This is a genomic window from Neorhizobium sp. PAMB6716, from assembly GCF_058242805.1.
The window spans coordinates 568,097-587,153 of the sequence record NZ_JBZAYW010000002.1 but is presented as its reverse complement, the minus strand read 5'-3'; the positions used below and the strand labels follow the sequence as shown (position 1 = coordinate 587,153).

At 60.1% G+C, this 19,057-nt stretch carries 15 protein-coding genes and 3 pseudogenes; 8 read left to right on the top strand and 10 right to left on the bottom strand.

The genetic code is table 11. The annotated features are described in order from the left end of the window. Positions 1–77 precede the first annotated feature (77 nt). Positions 78–917: a transporter substrate-binding domain-containing protein gene (locus AC4CWH_RS21330; RefSeq protein ID WP_491322218.1), complete on the bottom strand. Its 840-nt coding sequence runs from the start codon at positions 915–917 to the stop codon at positions 78–80. A gap of 124 nt (positions 918–1,041) precedes the next feature. Between AC4CWH_RS21330 and AC4CWH_RS21325 the strand changes: the two genes are divergently transcribed. Next, positions 1,042–1,980, top strand: coding sequence for a LysR family transcriptional regulator (locus tag AC4CWH_RS21325; RefSeq protein ID WP_491322217.1), 939 nt, complete (start codon positions 1,042–1,044; stop codon positions 1,978–1,980). Between the two features lie 10 nt (positions 1,981–1,990). On the opposite strand, the pseudogene AC4CWH_RS21320 reads toward AC4CWH_RS21325, so the two are convergent. The 5 genes and pseudogenes from AC4CWH_RS21320 to AC4CWH_RS21300 all read right to left on the bottom strand — a co-directional run. Next, positions 1,991–2,389: pseudogene (locus AC4CWH_RS21320) on the bottom strand (MDR/zinc-dependent alcohol dehydrogenase-like family protein); the annotation flags it as partial. Between the two features lie 388 nt (positions 2,390–2,777). Further along, positions 2,778–3,149, bottom strand: a pseudogene (locus AC4CWH_RS21315) (glycoside hydrolase family 130 protein); the annotation flags it as partial. A 191-nt stretch (positions 3,150–3,340) separates the two neighbouring features. Beyond that, a complete protein-coding gene (locus tag AC4CWH_RS21310; RefSeq protein WP_491322311.1) occupies positions 3,341–4,399 on the bottom strand; it encodes a nucleotidyltransferase family protein in 1,059 nt (352 codons plus the stop codon). 292 nt (positions 4,400–4,691) lie between these two features. Continuing rightward, positions 4,692–5,075, bottom strand: coding sequence for a HipA N-terminal domain-containing protein (locus tag AC4CWH_RS21305; RefSeq protein ID WP_491322216.1), 384 nt, complete (start codon positions 5,073–5,075; stop codon positions 4,692–4,694). Next, a pseudogene (locus tag AC4CWH_RS21300) lies at positions 5,072–5,303 on the bottom strand (helix-turn-helix domain-containing protein). The gene AC4CWH_RS21305 and the pseudogene AC4CWH_RS21300 overlap by 4 nt, the downstream one beginning before the upstream one ends. Before the next feature lie 253 nt (positions 5,304–5,556). Here AC4CWH_RS21300 and AC4CWH_RS21295 point away from each other — a divergent pair. From AC4CWH_RS21295 to AC4CWH_RS21265, 7 genes are all read left to right on the top strand, one after another. Continuing rightward, entirely contained in the window at positions 5,557–7,953 is a 2,397-nt protein-coding gene (locus AC4CWH_RS21295) for a TonB-dependent receptor (protein WP_491322215.1), read from the top strand. 54 nt (positions 7,954–8,007) lie between these two features. After that, positions 8,008–8,943, top strand: coding sequence for an iron-siderophore ABC transporter substrate-binding protein (locus tag AC4CWH_RS21290; protein ID WP_491322214.1), 936 nt, complete (start codon positions 8,008–8,010; stop codon positions 8,941–8,943). Continuing rightward, positions 8,940–9,968: a FecCD family ABC transporter permease gene (locus AC4CWH_RS21285; protein ID WP_491322213.1), complete on the top strand. Its 1,029-nt coding sequence runs from the start codon at positions 8,940–8,942 to the stop codon at positions 9,966–9,968. Before AC4CWH_RS21290 ends, AC4CWH_RS21285 begins: the two co-directional genes overlap by 4 nt. After that, positions 9,965–10,951: a FecCD family ABC transporter permease gene (locus tag AC4CWH_RS21280; protein ID WP_491322212.1), complete on the top strand. Its 987-nt coding sequence runs from the start codon at positions 9,965–9,967 to the stop codon at positions 10,949–10,951. The genes AC4CWH_RS21285 and AC4CWH_RS21280 overlap by 4 nt, the downstream gene beginning before the upstream one ends. Then, positions 10,938–11,735 carry an ABC transporter ATP-binding protein gene (locus AC4CWH_RS21275; RefSeq protein ID WP_491322211.1) on the top strand — a complete coding sequence of 266 codons (798 nt, stop codon included), beginning with the start codon at positions 10,938–10,940 and terminating at the stop codon, positions 11,733–11,735. Before AC4CWH_RS21280 ends, AC4CWH_RS21275 begins: the two co-directional genes overlap by 14 nt. Before the next feature lie 284 nt (positions 11,736–12,019). Then, a complete protein-coding gene (locus AC4CWH_RS21270) occupies positions 12,020–12,562 on the top strand; it encodes an RNA polymerase sigma factor (RefSeq protein WP_491322310.1) in 543 nt (180 codons plus the stop codon). A 122-nt stretch (positions 12,563–12,684) separates the two neighbouring features. Beyond that, the gene (locus AC4CWH_RS21265) at positions 12,685–13,641 is read left to right on the top strand and encodes a FecR family protein (protein WP_491322210.1); all 957 of its coding nucleotides are present in this window, start codon (positions 12,685–12,687) and stop codon (positions 13,639–13,641) included. A gap of 241 nt (positions 13,642–13,882) precedes the next feature. Here the strand turns inward: AC4CWH_RS21265 and AC4CWH_RS21260 are convergent, their stop codons facing one another. The 4 genes from AC4CWH_RS21260 to argH all read right to left on the bottom strand — a co-directional run bounded on the left by AC4CWH_RS21260 (position 13,883) and on the right by argH (position 19,054). Then, positions 13,883–15,007, bottom strand: coding sequence for a diguanylate cyclase domain-containing protein (locus AC4CWH_RS21260; RefSeq protein WP_491322209.1), 1,125 nt, complete (start codon positions 15,005–15,007; stop codon positions 13,883–13,885). A gap of 608 nt (positions 15,008–15,615) precedes the next feature. Then, positions 15,616–16,506, bottom strand: coding sequence for a carbohydrate kinase family protein (locus AC4CWH_RS21255; protein ID WP_491322208.1), 891 nt, complete (start codon positions 16,504–16,506; stop codon positions 15,616–15,618). Then, positions 16,503–17,540 carry an ABC transporter ATP-binding protein gene (locus AC4CWH_RS21250; protein WP_491322207.1) on the bottom strand — a complete coding sequence of 346 codons (1,038 nt, stop codon included), beginning with the start codon at positions 17,538–17,540 and terminating at the stop codon, positions 16,503–16,505. The genes AC4CWH_RS21255 and AC4CWH_RS21250 overlap by 4 nt, the downstream gene beginning before the upstream one ends. Beyond that, positions 17,540–19,054: an argininosuccinate lyase gene (gene argH, locus AC4CWH_RS21245; protein WP_491322206.1), complete on the bottom strand. Its 1,515-nt coding sequence runs from the start codon at positions 19,052–19,054 to the stop codon at positions 17,540–17,542. Before argH ends, AC4CWH_RS21250 begins: the two co-directional genes overlap by 1 nt. Positions 19,055–19,057 lie beyond the last annotated feature (3 nt).

The following is a 19,057-nucleotide window of genomic DNA, read 5'->3' as shown; positions in this document are numbered from 1 at the left end:
CTCACTCTTCATGCCGGTCATCATCGGAGGTTTGGCCCGGCAGGCACTGCGGCCCGCCAGACGGCTTTCGCTTGAGGCTATTCCTTGAACCAGGTTTCCTGCGGCTTGCCGAATTCGAACCGGCGCTCGGCCTTCAACTCGGAATCCTTGCCAAACCACTTGTCATAGAGTTTCTGGCCTTCACCGGAGGTTTCAAGTTCGGCGAGGAAGGTGTTGGTTGCTTTGACCAATTCCGGGGCCCCCTTGCGGAAAGCAAAACCTGATGGCATCGACAGCAGCGGTTCGTCGAGAAACCGCAGCGGCTTGATCTCGGCGCCGGCATTGCGCTCGACGGCCTTGCCCTCGGAATACCGGTAAACAGTGGCCTTCACCTTGCCCTGTTGCAGCGCAAGGAAGGATGCGGCGCTGGTTTCGAACGACAGCACGCGCGCGTCGGGAATGCGCTTTTCGGTGATCGGGATCAGAACCGAACCCTTGACGAGGCCGATGCGCTGGCCGGCAAGATCGTCGACCTTGGCAATGTCGGACTTGTCGAGCACCACGAAGTTGAAATCCTCGGCAATGTAGGCACCGCTGAAATCGACCTGCTCGGCACGCTGCTTGCTGTAGCTCAACAGCGAAGCCAGGATATCGACGCGCCCCTGTGTGAGTTCAGCCATACGGGTCTGCGGCGAGACTGCGGTCAGTTTCGGGGTGACGCCGAGATATTTTGCCAGCATCTGGCAGATTTCGATTTCGTAACCGGCAGGCTCACGCGTTTTGGGATCCTGAAATCCGAGCGGCGGTGAATTGGTCAGCACGCCGCAGTTCAACGTGCCCGCCGCCCTGATGTCATCGAGCTGCTCGGCGGAAGCTAGGGTCGAAAGGCAAGCGGCGCCGGCAAAAACGGCGGTAGCCAGAATGTGCTTCAGTCTCATGGTTGGTCCTCCTCGCAGCATCCTCCCGCTGCAGAACGCATTTGTAGGCACCACCCCCTATTCAAACAAATAGATATTGAAGATATCTGTTATACTGCTTCGTTATATCAATGCGAAACGTTCAATGGCACTCGACCTTCTGAAAATGCGCTATTTCGCCAAGATCGCCGAACTGGGCTCGTTCACACGAGCCTCCAGCGAACTCGGTGTCGCACAACCAGCGCTTAGCTCGCATATGCGCGCCCTGGAGGAACAACTGGGGGTGCAACTGCTCAACCGAACCCCAAGAGGCGCGGTGGTGACGGAGGCAGGGCAAACGCTGCTGTCGCATGCGCAGGCAATTCTGCGCGCAATGGACCAGGCCGAGCAGGCGACAAAGGAGCAGGCGAAATATCCAACCGGCGATGTTTCCCTTGGCATTCTCAGTTCCATCTGCCCGACGCTGACGGTACCCGTGATCGAGGAATGCGCCGCGCGCTTCCCAAAGATCTGCCTGACGGTCAGCGAAGGCGACAGCCAAGCGCTGCGTGCCGCGGTGGAAACCCGCGTTCACGATCTTGCCGTGACACTCGAGAGTGTCGCCAAGTCGACGGCAGTCCCGCTCTTTGACGAGACCCTTTATGCGCTGGGGCCGAAGGGACGATTTTCGACCGGTGAGGTTCTGACGGTCGAGGAGGCCCTTGGCCTGCCGCTGATCCTGCCGACACGACGGCACGGCATCCGCATCCTGCTCGAACGGCAGGCGCTGATGCTGGGGCGGGAACTGAACATCGTTCGGGAAATCGAGGGAGTTGCCAGCACCAAGGCGGCGATCCGCGCCGGGCACGGGCTGACAATTTTCGGCCGCGGCGCCGTCTATGCCGATCACGAGACCGGCAATCTTTCCGCTGTCCCGCTGTCGCATCCGAACCTGACGCGGCGGCTGGTGCTCGACATGCCGGTCAATCATCCGCCGACCCGCGCCGTCATTGAAGTGCGCAGGATCCTGCTCGGCGTGGTCGGGCGGCTTGCGCAGGAAGGCCACTGGACCTGCCTGCCGCAGGTGACCGCGGCAGGCAAATGATCGACGGCTGCTACGAAAAGGCGATCTGCCCCTTCACCGCCTGACCGCGGTCAGAACCGATCTCGGAGGCTAAAAGAGCGTCTTCGAGAGGCACCGTGTGGGTGATCAACGGCTTGACGTCGATCGGCCCCTTGCGCATCAACGGGACGCCGGTTGCAAACTCCTCATGGAAGCGGAAGGAGCCGGGCAGTTCGAGCTCCTTGGCGGTGATCGCCATCATCGGGAGTATCATGTCGCCGCTGAGACCCAGTTGCACGATGATACCACACGCACGAAGCGCGGCAATACCACCAGTCAATGCAACAGCACCTGAGCATTCATAGAGAATGTCGCACCCCCTTGCCAGGCGAATAGGCACCGAGCGCCTCCGGCACTTCCGCGTGTTGATGATGCGATCGGCGCCCCCCTTAGTTCGGCAGCGTCGCGATGGCGACACGGCGACGAGTTCGCCGACGGACAGCCCCTCTGCGCCCTTCCCCGATTCCTCGGCACAGCCCGAACCTACCCTGAGTTGAATGTTAGCCAATTTATAAATTGCTGCAAAGTTTCTACGACCGATTTGGTCGCTATTGTTCAGAGTATGCCCCACTGTTGGTTTTCACACAGAACTGAGCCGGTGCGCCTAACCGGCTCAGTTCTGCGTGGAAACCAACAAGTCAGAGCCAAAATTGCGTGCCGATTGACACGTCGAACCGGATTTGCTCCAGGTGGGCAGAATGTCATCGAGGAAGACGCGTTTCAATTGCTGGACGCTCATTGGCGGACGCCGGGTGACATGACCCACCTGCCCTCCGCATTCACAAGGCTGTCCCGGTGGGATGCATCCTTTCCAGAAGCCTGCTGATCTTGATCGTGGTTAAGTTGGAATAGGTATCCGAGACCGCATATGGCAGGGCGATTAGATCGCCGTGCCGCATGGCACCGCAAGAGTAGACGACGTTCGGCACATAGCCTTCCCGCTCCGTCGGTTCCGGCTGCAGCATGGGTTCGACCGTGCGCGACAAGATGATGCTCGGGTCGTGCTTGTCGAGCAGCGTCACCTCGATCGCATAGCGCCGCATCGGCCCCACGCCATGGGTGAACAGCAGCCATCCCTCGTCGATCTCAACGGGGGAGCCGCAATTGCCAATCTGGACGAACTGCAAAGCGAATTCCGGCTTCATAAGGAGTGGTGGGCCTGATGTCGTGCAACAGCCCTGTGGTCGCTTTCTCCTGCAAGACAAGGCAACATTGGTCGCCAAGATTTTTGAACCACGCTGAAAAGCAGCATGAAGAGCTTTGTCAGATAGAGGTTAGGCCGAGCGCAACCTGATGCGAATGAGTATTGTCATAGGGCCTTCCTTTTGAGCAGGCCTAACCTTTATCTCTTGAGAACGCCAACCATTCGATTGATAGCGCCCCAATATTCCTTGTGCATGGTTTCTGCTGCTTCCGAGATCGCCAGCTTCCAAGCAGGTCCCCGATCCCATGCCTCTTCCAGAGCGTCAGCCAGTGACGGCCCATGGCCCGTGACCGGCAGGGCGTCGAATAGTATTCCCGCCTGTCTAAGGTCTTTATCCCGTTTGGCTTGGCCGCCGGCGTCATTCTGGCGGCGACCGGCAATAATAAGTTTGTGCACCGCGTACCTGCAAGGATCAGGGATAACAACTGAGATGCCGGCACCATGTAGCAAGATCGAACGAACGGGATCGCGGATCAAGAAATCCATGAATCTCAGCGGTTCGGCTGACGCGCCGCCGAGAGCAGGCATGTTGGCGGGTTTGTCCGAATATTCGTCGGCTCCCCTGTTTGTCGTCATGAACTCGACCCTGTAACCGCTCTGATTCCGGAAGGCATGAGATCGAGAGCTGCCGCTGATATGCGGCACTGCGCAGAACGTTGGATCAAGCCCTTTTAGGAGATCGAGGATCGGCGGCAGCGTATCTGCCACCTCGGCGGAGATCGCGAGATCCTGGTCTAGGTCTGCATCACCTGTTAGGATCGCCGCCGAAGGCAGACGAATGCCAAGATATGGCGAGTAGCATTGAAAAGCGACAGTGCCGATGAGAATACCGCGCAACCGGAAGAGACCGGCCCTGGCAAGCGCCTGTACGATATCGCCGGTAAAGCGATCAGCGGCAATCAAGCCGGCTTCGCGCGTTAGCGTGGATACGTACTTGCGGCGAGCCTTATAGTCTGACTTCTCACCCTGGAAGGTTTCGACCCGTTCCGAAATCAAGGGGTCGTCGGCAGGCCCGACATACCGACGCTTCTGCCCACCCTCACCGTTGGGTTGGTCGAAATACCAGTAACGTCGACCATCAACCGCCACAGGCACGAATCTACCCGATGGGGGGAAGTCTTCCGCCCAATCGTCATCAAATGCCCGTTGTTGGAGTTCCGCGACCATGGTGCGAAACATGAGGTCAATCTCTTTAATCACGTTGGCCTCTATATCGTTTTGACAAATCTAGTATAGTCGTGACCAGCCAGCAAGCTTCGACTTTACCCATGGAACGCTGCCCGCCTCCGCTCCGCCAATGTAATGCACTACGCACCGCGATCCTCGCTATGGACTGGTTTCAAGATATGGGTCGTTGGTTTGCCTTCTTTTGCCAAGGCAATGGAATCGCCATCGACAATGACCGCCAGTTTATCCTGCGCGACGGCGAGCGATAGGCGATGCCCTCGTCTCCGCCAAGCAAAGGCCGGGTGCGCAGCTTGCTGAGAATTTAATCCAGACGTTCCGAAGTGAGAATTTCGGCTTGGGACTGGCCAGAAGGTGGGGGCGCCGTGCCGGTGGGATAGAGTGACAAGGCACCTGCGCATTCGCCCCCTATAACTTCCAGTAGCCCGAAGGCATTGCCTGCCGAAAGGCCGAGCGCTCCAGCGAGGCGTTGCCGCGCGCCTTCGTCCGGCAAGAGACCGGAGGAAAACGGGCGCACCACCTGATCACCAAAGGGTTCTTCTTGCAGGGGCATGGAGAACGAGATCGCACGCGATCGTTGATCCAGGAGATACGCGCCATCATAGGCAAAAGTCAGCAGCCCGTCGTCAAGCCGGCCGAGTACGCCCGCCTTATTGTCGCGAAAATAGACGTCCAATACGCGGGTCATGATCGCAAACTCTGACGACGCCCGACCGAAACAATAAGACCAAGACCGGCCAAGACTTGCATCGCACGGCCAATCTGGCAGCTCTCTTTGCCGGCCTCGAGTTCACGCAGAAACCGTACGCCCACACCAATCACCCGTGCGTGCGAGTTGCTCCTGGGTTAACCCTTGCTGTTTGCGCTCCTGACGGATCAGCATGCCGAGGCTTTTCGTATCTTTGATCTTTTCCATAATCACCCCTATCGGGATGATTTTAGGATTATTGGCGCCAGCAGACCGAAATAGAACCGATCGGGATGAATCTGCTACAGCGAAAGCCTTACCCAACACCTTGGTTTGGCCTGACCGTAAATTCCCGAGAATTTTCTCAAAGTCACAGTCCCAAAACCGGAAAGACAACCGTCTAACACACAGGCGGCATGCGTTGCTGCTTCGAGTGGTGGACGACCGAGCTTTGAGCACCGTAAGGATTTTGGGGGTTTCGATGACTAAGACTATTGCTGCGTGGGCGGGAACCAGTGCAGGCTTCAGGCGGACGCTTCAGTTGACGGGAATGGCACTTGCGATGGTCACACCTGTCCTGCCGGCGATGACGCTAGAGGCGCGGGCACAGGCAGTGGCGCAATCCATCTCCGTGCCGGCCGGCCCCCTCACCGCTGCCCTCAACAGCCTGGCCGCGCAGACAGGCCTGCAGATTCTCTTCGACGCATCGGTTGCGCAGGGAAAGGTGACGCGCGGCGTGAATGGGACGCTGACATCAGAACAGGCGTTGCGGGCCATGCTTTCCGGAACCGGCATCGATGCCCGCTTTGCCGGAGAAAATCAGGTCACATTGATGAATGCGCCTTCTGCTTCCGGCGTTTCCGAGCAGGATGGAACCTTGCTTGAACCGGTCCTGATCTATGGCGCGCGCAACGCGTCAACACTTGGCGGCACGACAAGCAGCGTCGCAGTTGTGAATGCCCAGAATCTTCAGAACAGCCAGATCCGCACCACGCAGGACACCTATCGCCGCATGGCGAACGTCATGGACAGCGCCACCGTCAATGCCGGCTTCGTCATCCGCGGCATGAGTTCCGAAGGATTGGTGGCATCCGGTGGACCTGCAGGATCGATCTACATCGATGGCATCCTCCAGACCCGGTACAATGCCCGCTTCGGTGCTCGCAACCTGTGGGATGTCGAACAGGTCGAGGTCTATCGCGGCCCGCAATCCACACTCTCCGGCAGGGCTGCCATGACCGGCGCCGTCTACATCAAGTCTAAGGACCCGACCTTCGAGAAGGAAATCGAGCTGTCCAGCACTGTTGGCACCGACCATCTGGTTGGCAGCGCCTTCATGATCAACACACCGATCGTCGAAGACGAGGTTGCGCTCAGGATTTCGGGCGCGTTTGAGCGTTCACGCGCCCAGCCGGATTATTCGAACTTCAGCGGTTACGACAATTACCACGACCTGATCACCGATTTGAGCGGAACCTTGCGGGGAAAACTGCTGCTGACCCCCTCGGAACTGCCGGACAGCCGCGCCGTACTCACCTATTCCTACTCGAAGGATCGGCCAAATGATGCGCTTGTCGGGCTTTATTCCGGGCGTGGCGATTTCAACAATTCGCCCGTGACCTACACCGAGTACCGCTGGACCGAGGTGCATAACCTGGGACTGGAGGTCACACATGACATTTCCGACACCCTGCGCTTTACCTCGCAGACCGGCTTCCAGTACGGCATCAACAACCGCCGCTCCATCGATTATGGAACAGACGGCGTCATCAACGGTATCACCGGCGAAGATGACAACTCCATCTTCACCCAGGAACTTCGCCTGAACTACGAAGGCGATCGTTGGAAATGGGTCACAGGCATCTATGGCAGCTATGAAAAGTGGGATGGTGCCACGGACATCATTGCGTTCAATACCTACCAGCAGAGCGACACGCAGCGCCGCCAGACCTCCAACCTTGCCGTTTTCGGCGAGGCAACCTACGAATTCGCACCGACGTGGTTCGCAACGCTCGGCGGACGCCTGGATTACCTGAAGGACAAGGACCTCCAGAAAAACTATTTCGGCCTCATCGACCCGTCGGCGGTGCTGACCGGCGACCCGTCGTCGCTGAGCGAGTTGAACTTCGTACCGAAGGTCGGAATTTCAAAGGAGTTTGGCGACAACCAGACTGTCGGCCTGACCTATAGCCAGGGCTTCCGTTCGGGCGCGTCCTACTATGATCGGGTGGCCAATAAGCTTGGCTCCTATGATCCGGAATATTCCCAGAATATCGAGCTTTCCTACAAGGGAACCCTTCTGGATGACAGGCTGACCCTCAACGCCAACCTCTTCTACACAAAGTACGAGGATCAGCAGGTTGAAATCCGCCCGGATACTAATATTCCAGGCTACAGAATCATTTCGAATGCCGCCACGTCACGCGCCTGGGGCTTCGAAATCGAGCCGACCATGCAGGTCACCGACGAGTTCACCGCCTTCGCATCCATCGGTTATCTGAACACCAAGTTCATTGACTTCAACCATGCGGCACTCAGCGAACCGCAGGATGGAAAATCCTTCCCCGAGGCGCCTGAGTGGACGTTGGGCTTTGGCGGGCGTTATGAGTTTGAGAACGGCATTTTCGTCGGTGCGGACGGCAAGTACACCACCAGCTACAATTCGCGCTTCGGCACGAAGGGCATGTACGAGATCGACCCGCGCCTTATCCTGAATGCACAGGTTGGCTTCAAGAAGGACAATTGGGAAGTCACTGCCTTCGCGGAAAATCTGACCGACGAAAAGTACTTCACGCTCATCGACCCCGATTACTCCCTGCCCTTCGGTCAGGCCGGCAAGCGCCGCTCCTTCGGGTTGAACGTCCGGGCGAAGTTCTGATTGCCGCGGCTGCGGGGCGCGTGCTCCGCAGCCGTTCTCAATCCTGGCGACCTCATGGTGTCCATCTTGCGCTTCTGTCTCATACTTCTCGTTTTCCTGTTGCCGGCATCACTTGTGCAGGCGGCTTGCTCCGGCAAGGCCGTCACCGAGGATGTGTACAACCCACCCGTCTGCATTCCGGCCGAACCGAAACGGATTGTCACGCTCGATCCACTGATCACGCTCGGAATGCTGATCGAGCTGAAGGCGTCTGTTGTTGCAACCCCCTACATGGCAATCACCGAGGATGAGATCCTTGACGTGGTGAAGACCGAAAAGATGGTCGATCTCGGCAATCCCAAAGAGCCGAGCCTGGAGCGCCTTGCGGTGCTGAAGCCCGACCTCATCATCGGCTCGGCCGAGGTTCATTCGGCAATCTATGAGCAGGCCGCAAAGATCGCACCGACAGTCTTGTTCAAACATATGGACTGGAAGAAGTATCTGCAGCGCCTCTCCGACGTGACCGGCCGCGAAGGTGCTGCCAATGCCGCGCTTCAGGCTTACGAGGCCCGCGTTGCGGCCATTCGTGAGCGCATGAAGGACAGGAAGCTCACGGTCTCCAGTGTCCGTCTGGCACCGGATCGCTTCGTCGTTTTTGTCGATGGACCGGATGCCTACGCTCCCTTCGCCGTGCTGCATGAGGCAGGCGTGACGCGGACGGATTACGAAACGGTGACCGATGGCACGATTGTAAAGCGGCCGGACTGGGAGGAACTCGCCAATCTGGACGGCGACGTGCTGCTCTATGTTTCCGCCAGCGGCTTCGAAAGCACAAAAGACGACGCCCTGGAAAAGCAGGTAACAGAAAACCCGCTCTGGCAATTGCTGCCGGCTGTTCAGGCTGGACGCGCCCGTCGGGTGGAGCGCGGCCCCTGGCAAAGTTTTCACGGCATCAGGTCTGCAAACCGCATCCTTGACGACATTGAGCGCTACATCCTGGTGGACCGATGACGGGTCAAAGGACCGGCCGCCTTGCAAGGACCAATGGCGCAAGGATGGTGACGCTCCTGGTGCTTTTCTGTCTTCTCGTCGTCACAGCCATGAGCGCCACCGCAATCGGCACCGTGACGATGCCATTTTCCCGCATCGCAGCCGCAATCTTTCAGTTCGACGGCTCCCGCGACCATCTGCTCATCATGACCATCCGGCTGCCCCGCGTCATCGCAGCCGTCCTGGCCGGCGGCGCGCTAGCCGTTGCCGGCGCCATCATGCAGGCTGTCACGAACAACCCTCTCGCCTCGCCAGACCTCGTCGGTATCAACGCGGGTGCCGCCTTTGCTGTCGTCACGGTGATGACCCTCTTCGGTGAAGGTGTCGGGGACATCTATGTCTGGTTCTCCTTTGTCGGCGCCGCCACCGCGGCGGTCGTCGTTTACGCGCTCGGCTCCCTGGGTTCCGTTGGGCACTCGCCGCTCGGGCTCGTGCTCGCAGGCGTCATCGTTGGAACCTTCCTGACATCGCTCACCACTGCGATGCTCATTTTCGACCAGAGCACACTCGATGCCGTGCGCCTTTGGACCGCCGGTTCGGTGACGGGACGAACCATGGCGCAGGCAAGAACCGTTGCGCCGTTCATCGTCGTCGGCCTCGTCGCCGCGCAGCTTGTCGGCCGACATCTCACGACGCTTAGTCTCGGGGCAGATGCCTCCCGCTCGCTTGGACAGAACCCGGTCGTCTGGCGTGGTGCGTCGGTCGCCATCGTCATTCTGCTGGCAGGCGGCGCTGTCGCACTGGCCGGACCGATCGGCTTTGTCGGTCTCGTGGTCCCGCATATCGTTCGCATGTGTATCGGCGTGGATTATCGCTGGGTCATTCCCTTCGCCGCACTCGGTGGTGCATTGCTGGTCGTCATTGCCGACATGATCGGGCGGCTCGTTTTCGGCAGTCAGAGCTTTCCGGTTGGCGTCACGATCGCGCTTGTCGGCGCACCCTTCTTCCTCCATCTCGCCCGGACACGGTTGAGAGGCGAGACATGATCCGCCTTGCCGTCAGCCTCACGCTGCTGCTCGCCGTTCTGGTTGCCGCGAGCCTCGCCTTCGGCGACGTCTCGCTGACCTGGCGGGAACTCTTCGACGCCCTCACCGGTACGGGCGCCCCCAACCCACAGAGCGCAATGATAGTGTTCAACCTGCGCCTGCCGCGCGTGCTTCTTGCGCTCCTCGTTGGCGTGGCGCTCGCGACCGCCGGCACGATCACGCTGGCCATCATGCGCAACCCGCTGGCGGAACCGGGTGTCCTCGGCATCAACAGCGGCGCGGCGGCCGCAGCGATGGCCGTCATCGTGCTGGTTCGGGATCCACCGATCGGCCTCTTGCAGGCAGCCGGTTTTCTGGGGGCAGCGACGATGGCGCTTGCAGTCTATGCGCTCGCCTGGCGCAGCGGCACATCCTCGCTTCGCATCATCCTGATCGGCATCGGTCTTTCAGCGCTCGCCACGGCCTTCACCACCCTCCTCTCCGCGTTCGGCGATATCGGTGACGTGCAGCGGGCGATGATCTGGCTGGCGGGCAGTGTCTACGATGCGAGCATGGTCAAGGTTCGCCTGCTCGCTCTCTGGCTTATCGTTCCCGTCGCGCTTGCCCTCCTCTTCGCCCGCGAACTCGATCTCATTCGCTTCGGGGACTTATCGGCCAAGAGCCTCGGGCAGCCGGTGGATCTCGTGCGGGGCCTGATGATCGTGCTAGTCACGGTGCTTTCGGGCGCGGCCGTCGCCGCCTGCGGCCTCATCGGCTTCGTCGGCCTGATCGCACCCCACATGGCACGCCGGCTGGTCGGGGGGGCACATGGTCGCTTGCTTCCCGTCGCCGCCCTCATCGGCGCTTGCCTTGTCGTTGCAGCAGATCTTGCCGGCCGCATCATCCTGCCCCCGGTCCAGCTTCCAGCCGGCATCGTCACCGGGCTTCTCGGAGCCCCCTTCTTCGCCTATCTGCTTTGGATACGCCGCCATGACCACAGATAAGACGACGCGATTTGGCAAGATCGAAGGCAAAGGTGTCAGCATTGCCTATGGCAAACGCCGCATCGTCGAGAACCTCGACCTCGCCATTCCGGAACGACATTTCACGGCACTGATCGGCCCCAATGGCAGTGGCAAATCCACGATCCTGCGCACCTTCGCAGCACTCATGAAGCCTTCTGGCGGCAGCCTGCTGCTGGATGGCCGCGACCTGACCAAGCTCTCCACCCGTGATGTCGCACGAAAGGTCGGCGTCCTGTTGCAAGGTCCCGTCGCGCCGGAGGGATTGACGGTTGCAGATCTCGTGCGGCAGGGGCGCTATCCGCATCAACAGCTGTTTGGGCGGTGGTCTGCCCATGACCAGGAAGCCTGTGACGAGGCCTTGATGTTGACAGGCACGACCGATCTCGGCGACCGCGCGCTCGATAGCCTCTCGGGCGGTCAGCGCCAGCGCGCCTGGATTGCGATGACGCTGGCGCAGCAGGGCGAAGCGCTTCTGCTCGATGAACCGACGACCTATCTCGACCTCGAACATCAGATAGAACTGATGAAGCTCATCAAGATGCTCGTCGCAAAACACGGGAAGACCGTTGTTGCCGTCCTGCACGACATCAATCAGGCGGCGCGTTTTGCCGAACACATCGTCATCTTGAAGGACGGCAGGATCACGGCTGCGGGAAAGCCCGATGCGGTTATCTCCGCCGAGACGATCTTTACCGTGTTCAACGTGAAGACCATGGTGATCCGCGATCCGGTTGCCGGCACGCCGCTCTGTGTCCCGCTGTGAGCCCACCAATAGAAGTTGCCTAAATATCACACCATCGGAGCTTTTGCCCTGATTACGCAGGCGTCATCTCCGCTTTTGCAGAAGCGCGGAGCCGGATTCGATCAACAAAATCAGACGTAAAGATGACATTTTTAGTCTTGATTTACTGCAACGCTGCGCGCCAGCTTTGAATTCTTCTAACCTATTGCGCTTGCACGTTTTTTCGAGATCCATTAGCGACATTCATCATGGCGGGTCGGGCAGATCTGCGTGAACCCGAATGCTGGTTTGGAAACGGTTTAACAATGTCGAGCTCTTCCTCCTCACCCCTGGCCTGGGACGGTGTTGATAGCGATGCCCTGCTCAATCTGGCCATGGAAACCTACTATGCCGACATTACGAACGCAGTGCGCCGGCGAGGCCATCCCAGTTCCACCGCCCGCGATCTTGTGCATGATCTTTATGTCAAACTCGCCGCCAAGCCCGAAGTGCTGCAGAACAAGCGCTCCATCAAGGCCTTCCTCTGCCGGGCTGCCATCAATCTCGGCATAGACCTCCAGCGCCGAGAAACGAAGGAAGCTCGTCTCTTCTCGGGCTCCGAGCGCGAAGCGCTGTCGGTGGCGAGCAGCGGGCACGCACCGGACCATATGCTCGAGATCGAAGCACGTCTCGCGGCCCTGCGCGAGGCGATCGTGGAACTGCCGGAACGACGCCGGGTCGTCTTCATTCTGCACCGCCTTCATCATCTCACGCCGGACCAGATCAGCGCCAGGCTGAATATTTCCAGGAACATGGTGGACCGACACCTGCGCCGCGCCTTCGCCCATTGCCTGGACCGTATTCTCTAGACCGACAAAAGATCATCCATCTCAGGCGCAAATCACTATATGTCCGGGATTGATTTTAACGAAGAGTCCCAAAGCGACGACCTCAAACGTCTGAAGGTCAAAGGACACGTCTGGAGATATCTATGCCGGTCAAGGGAGACAGTCGGCCCCAGAAAAAGCGGAACCGCGAAGCGGCCGACTGGCTCTTGCGCAATGGCAACCGGAACCAGTCATCGTCCGAGCAGGCACGCTTCCAGGAATGGCTGAAGGACGACCCGGAGAACTGTCGCACCTATCGTGCGGCAGAACGCCTGATGGGTGACGCCCGGCAAGCGATTCAGTCCGATCCTGCTTTAGCCGATATCGACATCCGGCCGAGGAGCGTTGCAAAACCGATTTCCGCAGCGATAGTGCTTGCAGGGCTTGCGACCGGCGCCTTCTTTGCGCTCGACGGCCCGCTGCGCCTGCAGGCGGACATGATCGCAGGCACCGACGAGATGCCGGTTCGCACACTGGAGGATGGTTCCGTGGTGCAGCTCAACGCCTCCTCGGCGATTGCCGTGGATTTCTCGCCGGAGCGCCGCGTCATCCGCCTTCTTCAAGGTCAGGCTTTCTTTCAGGTCGCGCACGCGCCCGAACGACCTTTTACGGTCGTGGCGGGGGAGACAAAGGTAACGGCGCTCGGCACAGCGTTTGATGTTCGCTACGGCAATGACGAAACGGAAGTGACCGTCACGGAAAATGCCGTCCAGGTGGATGTCGAAGGGCAACGCAGCCACTCCGTTCGCGTCACGCAGGGCGAGCAGGCAATTCTGGACCGCGCGAATGAAAAGGCAGCCATCTCACCCGTCGATGCCCTCGTGGCTCTCGCCTGGAAGCGCGGGCAGATCGCGGTGGACAATGCGCCGCTTTCCTATGTGGTTGAGGAGATGAATCGGCATTTCTACGGCCGGATCGTCGTTGCCGGCCCAAGGCTGGCCAAGCGCCGCGTCAGCGGCACGATCAAGGTTGCAGATACCGATGATGCGCTTGCCTTCGTCACGAAGGCCCTCGGTGTGAAAGCGACACGCCTCGGGCCGCTGATTGTCATCCGTCAGTAAGACTGATGGCACAAAGAACATAACCGATGTTTCGGTTTAGTTTCAGCGCATTGGCTCGTCGGAATGGAGGATGGGCGGCAACTCAAAAACGGGGGACAAGCCGCATGAAACGCCAATTTGGTTGCAGATGCCGTCAAGATCTTCCGCATGAACGCGGACTAATTCACCCTGCATTCGACGTATCTGGACCATGGGCAGACGTCGGCTCCCGGCCCATAGCGCGCATGACCGCTTTTGGCGGTCAGGCGGCGAAAGGGGATGCGTCGGGAGCCAGGTCTGGCGGGATTTCGCGGTCGATGCCGCCGCCATTGCGCTTTGCGCGATAGGAGGCTTTATCCGCAATCACCATCATATGTTCCAGCTTTGCGGAGCCGGACAGTGCGATCGTATAGCCCAGGCTGATGCCAATGGTGATCTCTTCGCCGCCGATCCGATACGGCAGGCTCAAAGCTTCGACGATCGTTCTGGCCAAGGCGTCGGCTTCCACGGGATGCCGGACTTCAGGCTGAAGCACGGCAAATTCATCGCCGCCCACGCGCACGGCGATATTGGGTGAGACGAGGGTTTCACAAAGTCTGGCGGCAATACGGGCCAACAGTTCATCCCCGACGGCGTGACCAAAGCGGTCATTGACATGTTTGAAGCCGTCCAGATCGAAGCAATGAACGCCGGTCAGCGAATCCTCGGGGCGGCCCGTCGATTTGAATGCCTCATTGAGTGCCGTGCGATTGCGCAGTCCTGTCAACGAATCGTGGCGCGCCTGATGCTCCATGTCGAGACGCAGGCCGATTTGCCTGACGGACGTCCGATAGACATGCCAGACGCTCTGCATCGCCGCCACCAGAAAGGCGACACAGAGCGCCGCCATTATCCGGTGGGCCGGATCGTCAGACAGCATGATGAAAATCGTGGTTGGCAGACCTGCAATCATGATCGCAGCAACGGCAATGAACGGGCGAACCGATACCCGCACGGCCACACCGGCAGAATATCCAAATACGAGCACTGTTGCCAGAATTTGCACCGAAAGGTCGCGGTGGTTAAACACCACACTCGCCAGCGTTCCGACACAGGCGGCGATGGTGAAGATCAGCAGCCCATGCGCCATCTCCCAGCGGGCGGCATCCTTGGCAGTGGTATGCTTCGTTGCATCAGACCGCCGGTGGGCCACCGTCACGACGATCTTGGCAATGGATGCAATGATGCCAGTGATGGTGGCGAGCAAGAGGATGGAGTTGCCAAGGCTCTGATAGGCATACAGACCGACAGTCAGGATCGTGAGTCCCATGATTGTCGTCGGGGTGAACGTAGAGGCGAGCTCCGACACCAACGTCTTGAACAGCTCGTCGGCCTCTCTGTAACGCACATCATACCCCTTGTTTGCGGCGGTCCTGACCTGCGGACGCAAAAACCTCACCGATCTTGAGGGCGTGGTTCTTAATAATTCCCCTTTCGCGCCTCAGAAAATTGTGATTGCGACTATCGTTTCTCAAGATTGGCTCCCCCCTCACCCGCCGGGCACGCGGCAGGCTTTGGCCTTGGCTCCACCTGCACCGCCGGCCCTGGCGCGCCTTCGTTGCGTCAACGGAGATGTCCGATATCGTGAAGAGTTTCGGGTGCAGGCAGGCTTACGCGTGCCCGAGAACGCAACCCGCGGACCACTGGCCGGTGCTCTGGAGATTTCAATTTTGGCTGATGCGTGGGATGAGGAGCCGACAGCAACAAAGAGGATCGGGCTTAGTTCAATCCAAGCCGATTCGGAAAAGCGCGGAAACGCTCCAGGGCAGACTGAGCCGCCCGGCTCGCATGCGAGGAGCATGTCGCGTCCGAGTTGCCCCTCTTCTTCATCTTGATGAGATGATCCCTGACCCGGCGTATGGTCTGATGCCTGCGGACGGCCAAGTTTAAACACAGTCAGCTCAGCCGCAACGTTCGATCTTCAGACGAGATCTTTGCAAAGTCATTCCCATGGCTCTACCGCCAGAGCGGGGCGCCGCCCGCAGTCTGCACGGCAAGGCTTCCAGCCTCTATCCCGGCCAACAGGCAGGACGGCATGGCGCCTTCATCAAGCCAGCAATTGAGAAAGCCGGCATTAAAGGCATCGCCGGCGCCTGTCGTGTCGACAACGGGCACGCCCTTCGCGGGCAGATGGATCAGCACATCGCCGGACGCCACCCACGCGCCACGATCCCCTCCCTTGAGAGCGACGATGGGAAAGGTCTTCGCGAGCATCTTGATCGCGCGTTCCGGCTCGGAACTACCCGTGATGGCCTCCGCCTCCTCCAGGTTGGGAAAGAAAATGTCGACGCCGCGACAGGCGCCCAACAGCTCGGGATCATAGATGAGGCTCGCATCCCAGCTCGGATCCAGAGACACCGTAAGACCGATCGCCTTTGCCCGCGACACGAGATCGGGCATCTCGTACAGGGTGGCGTATTCGGCAATATGCAGATGCTGTGCTTGCGGCCACTCCAGTGCCGCCGCAAGTGTTGACGGCTGAGCTGGCCCGGCGCGGCGCGTGAGAAAGGCACGTTCCTTGCCGACCACTGCCGCGACCGTGATCTGCGGGCCGGCGTCGACGGCATGCTCGATGAAACGCATGTCGATGCCGCTGTCACGGATCTGCTCGCCGATGCCCTGCGACAGCGTATCGGTTCCGAGCCGCGACACGAGTGCCACCCTGCGCCCCACCTGCCCCACATGCGCGGCCGAGATGAAAGCGCCACCGCCGGCGGCGATGTCCAGGCTTCCCGCAAACAGTTCGCGTCCAAGCACCGGCATCTCGTCGAGGCCGGTGAAAATGAGGTCGCAGTAGATCCGCCCGATGCTGAGCACTGCGGATCGTTTCTCATCGCTTTCAATCATGATCGGCCCAGAAATCTCTCTGTGCCGGAATCGAAGAGGTAAAGGCTGCCGGATGGCGCGGCGCAGGTGAGCTGGCTGCCGACAGCTGGCATGAACTTGTCGCGGGCCGTCGCAATCATCGGGGTGTCGTCGACATCCAGATGCACGAGCGTCTCGGGGCCCAGCGGTTCCACCGCCGTCACCGTGCCGGTGAGGCGGATACCGTCGCCTTGCGGCTGCGGATTGGCGGTCAGATCATGGGGACGGATGCCGATCAGGATATCGCCATCGCTTGCCGCCTCGACGCCCGTTCCGCTGCGCCGGCCAGCGATCAGGTTCATCGACGGGCTGCCGATGAAGCGGGCGGTGAACACGTCGACCGGGCTGTCGTAGAGTTCGGATGGCGTGCCGACCTGGAGGATGTGCCCGTCCTTCATGACGACGATCCGGTCGGCCATGGTCATCGCTTCCACCTGGTCGTGGGTGACGTAGACGGTCGTCGTCTTCAGGCGCTGGTGCAGGCGCTTGATCTCGATGCGCATCTGGGCCCTCAACTGGGCGTCGAGGTTGGAAAGCGGCTCGTCGAACAGGAAGGCGGAAGGGTCGCGCACCATGGCACGGCCGATCGCGACACGCTGGCGCTGGCCACCCGACAGGGCTGCCGGCCGACGGTCGAGGAAGGATTCCAGGCCGAGGATGCGCCCGGCGTCCTCGATCCGCTTGTCCTTCTCCTGCTTGTTCAGCTTGGAGGTATAGAGGCCGAAGCCGATGTTCTGCCGCACCGTCATGTGCGGATAGATCGCATAGTTCTGGAACACCATGGCGATGTTGCGCTGCTTGGGGTCGCGCTCGTTGACGACGTCCGGGCCGATCTTCAGCCGGCCGGCGGAGATCTCTTCCAGCCCGGCGATCATGCGCAGCGTTGTCGACTTGCCGCAGCCGGACGGACCGACGAAAACGATAAATTCGCCGTCGGCAATCGACAGGTCGATCCCCTTGACGGCTTCGACCTTGCCGTAGCGCTTGACCAGTTTTTCGAGTTCTATCGTCGCCATCAACCGGCTCCCGTCAGCGCGTTGAATTTCTGCTGGAGTTCTGCGTCCGCTGCCGCCTGCAGCGCGGCGGCCCTGGCTGCATCGGCTTCGAATGCCGAGAGCTGCTCCCGGTAGGCCGACAGGGCCGCCTGCATCGGTTCGAGAGCCGGCCCGCCGAACCGGCTGCGCACGGCAACGAAATGCTCGGGCGATACGATTTGCCTGAATTTCTCGATGTCAACGGAGGTCCTGCGGCCGGCCAAGTGCTCGAAGGCCTGCAGAAAGGGTTGGTAGCCATCATTGGGAAGATCGCCCTTCGCCGCGACCACGCTTCTGGCGGTCGCCGCGGCGATTTCATGCGCCTCGCGAAAGGACAGGTTCTCGATCCGCACCAGCGAGTCGGCAAGTTCGGTGATGGTGATGCATGAGCGCCGGATGTTCTGGTCGACCCGCTCCGGATCTATGCTGATCTGGGCAATCAGGGCTGCCAGGAGATCGAGCACGCGCGAGGCCGAGGCAAAGGCTTCATAGCCCATGCCTTGCGTCTCGCCCTCGCTATCGTTCATGTCGGTGAACGGCGTATTGTGCATCACGTCGATTACCGTGCGGGCGCGGCCAAACGTCTGGCTGGCCAGATGGCGCAGGTGCTCGATGGGGACAGGATTGCGCTTCTGCGGCATGATCGAGGAGATCTGCACCAGTGCGTTCGGCACATAGATCTGGCCGACCTCGAAGCTCGTCCAGAACTGAAAGTCCTGGATCAGACGACCGAGATGCAGGAACATCAACTCGATGGCCGAATAGGTCGAGGTCGTGTAGTCAACGGCCGCGATGCAGGAATAGGAATTGCGCTGGGCCGCCGAAAACCCGAGCAGTTGCGCCACGCGGGCGCGGTCGATCGGGAAGCCGGACGTGGTGATCGCCGCAGCCCCCATGGACGACAGGTCGACTATCCGCCGGGCCTCGGCGAACCGCTCGATGTCGCGGATCAGCACTTCGATCGCCGCCGACAGGTAATGGCCGAACGTGCTCGGCTGGGCCGGCTGGCCGTGGGTATAGGCGACGATCAGGGTGGCCTTGTTCCGATCGGCGGCGTCGATCATGGCCGACAGGAGCGCCCGCGCCTTGACCATCAGCGCGTCGATCTTTTCCTTCAAGCCGAGCTTGAACAGCGTGTGGTCGATATCGTTGCGGGAGCGCGCCGTATGCAGACGACCCGCAATGTCGACGCCTATGCGGGCCTTCAGTTCCTTCTCGATCAGGAAGAAGAAGTCTTCGACTTCCTCTGTGTAGACCAGCGCAGATGGATCGATCTCCCGATCGATGGCGACGAGCGCGCCGGCAATCTTGGCCGCGGTGTCGCTGTCGAGAATGCCGGTTTCCACCAGCATCACCAGATGAGCACGGTCGATCCGGCGAAACGCCTCGACGTGATGACCCTTGGCACCATCGAAGAGCGGGCGCAGCACCGTATCCTTGTAGATAGGGTCGGGGAACTGGCTGGTGTCGGAAAGGCGCGGGTTGATGTCCGCCATGAG

Excerpts from the sequence above, each read along its gene's own strand:
- AC4CWH_RS21285 (WP_491322213.1), top strand. The coding sequence starts at position 8,940 with ATGACGGGTCAAAGGACCGGCCGCCTTGCAAGGACCAATGGCGCAAGG.
- AC4CWH_RS21265 (WP_491322210.1), top strand. The coding sequence starts at position 12,685 with ATGCCGGTCAAGGGAGACAGTCGGCCCCAGAAAAAGCGGAACCGCGAA.
- argH (WP_491322206.1), bottom strand. The coding sequence starts at position 19,054 with ATGGCGGACATCAACCCGCGCCTTTCCGACACCAGCCAGTTCCCCGAC.
- AC4CWH_RS21290 (WP_491322214.1), top strand. The coding sequence starts at position 8,008 with ATGGTGTCCATCTTGCGCTTCTGTCTCATACTTCTCGTTTTCCTGTTG.
- AC4CWH_RS21250 (WP_491322207.1), bottom strand. The coding sequence starts at position 17,540 with ATGGCGACGATAGAACTCGAAAAACTGGTCAAGCGCTACGGCAAGGTC.
- AC4CWH_RS21275 (WP_491322211.1), top strand. The coding sequence starts at position 10,938 with ATGACCACAGATAAGACGACGCGATTTGGCAAGATCGAAGGCAAAGGT.
- AC4CWH_RS21295 (WP_491322215.1), top strand. The coding sequence starts at position 5,557 with ATGACTAAGACTATTGCTGCGTGGGCGGGAACCAGTGCAGGCTTCAGG.
- AC4CWH_RS21325 (WP_491322217.1), top strand. The coding sequence starts at position 1,042 with ATGGCACTCGACCTTCTGAAAATGCGCTATTTCGCCAAGATCGCCGAA.
- AC4CWH_RS21330 (WP_491322218.1), bottom strand. The coding sequence starts at position 917 with ATGAGACTGAAGCACATTCTGGCTACCGCCGTTTTTGCCGGCGCCGCT.
- AC4CWH_RS21305 (WP_491322216.1), bottom strand. The coding sequence starts at position 5,075 with ATGACCCGCGTATTGGACGTCTATTTTCGCGACAATAAGGCGGGCGTA.
- AC4CWH_RS21255 (WP_491322208.1), bottom strand. The coding sequence starts at position 16,506 with ATGATTGAAAGCGATGAGAAACGATCCGCAGTGCTCAGCATCGGGCGG.
- AC4CWH_RS21270 (WP_491322310.1), top strand. The coding sequence starts at position 12,020 with ATGTCGAGCTCTTCCTCCTCACCCCTGGCCTGGGACGGTGTTGATAGC.
- AC4CWH_RS21280 (WP_491322212.1), top strand. The coding sequence starts at position 9,965 with ATGATCCGCCTTGCCGTCAGCCTCACGCTGCTGCTCGCCGTTCTGGTT.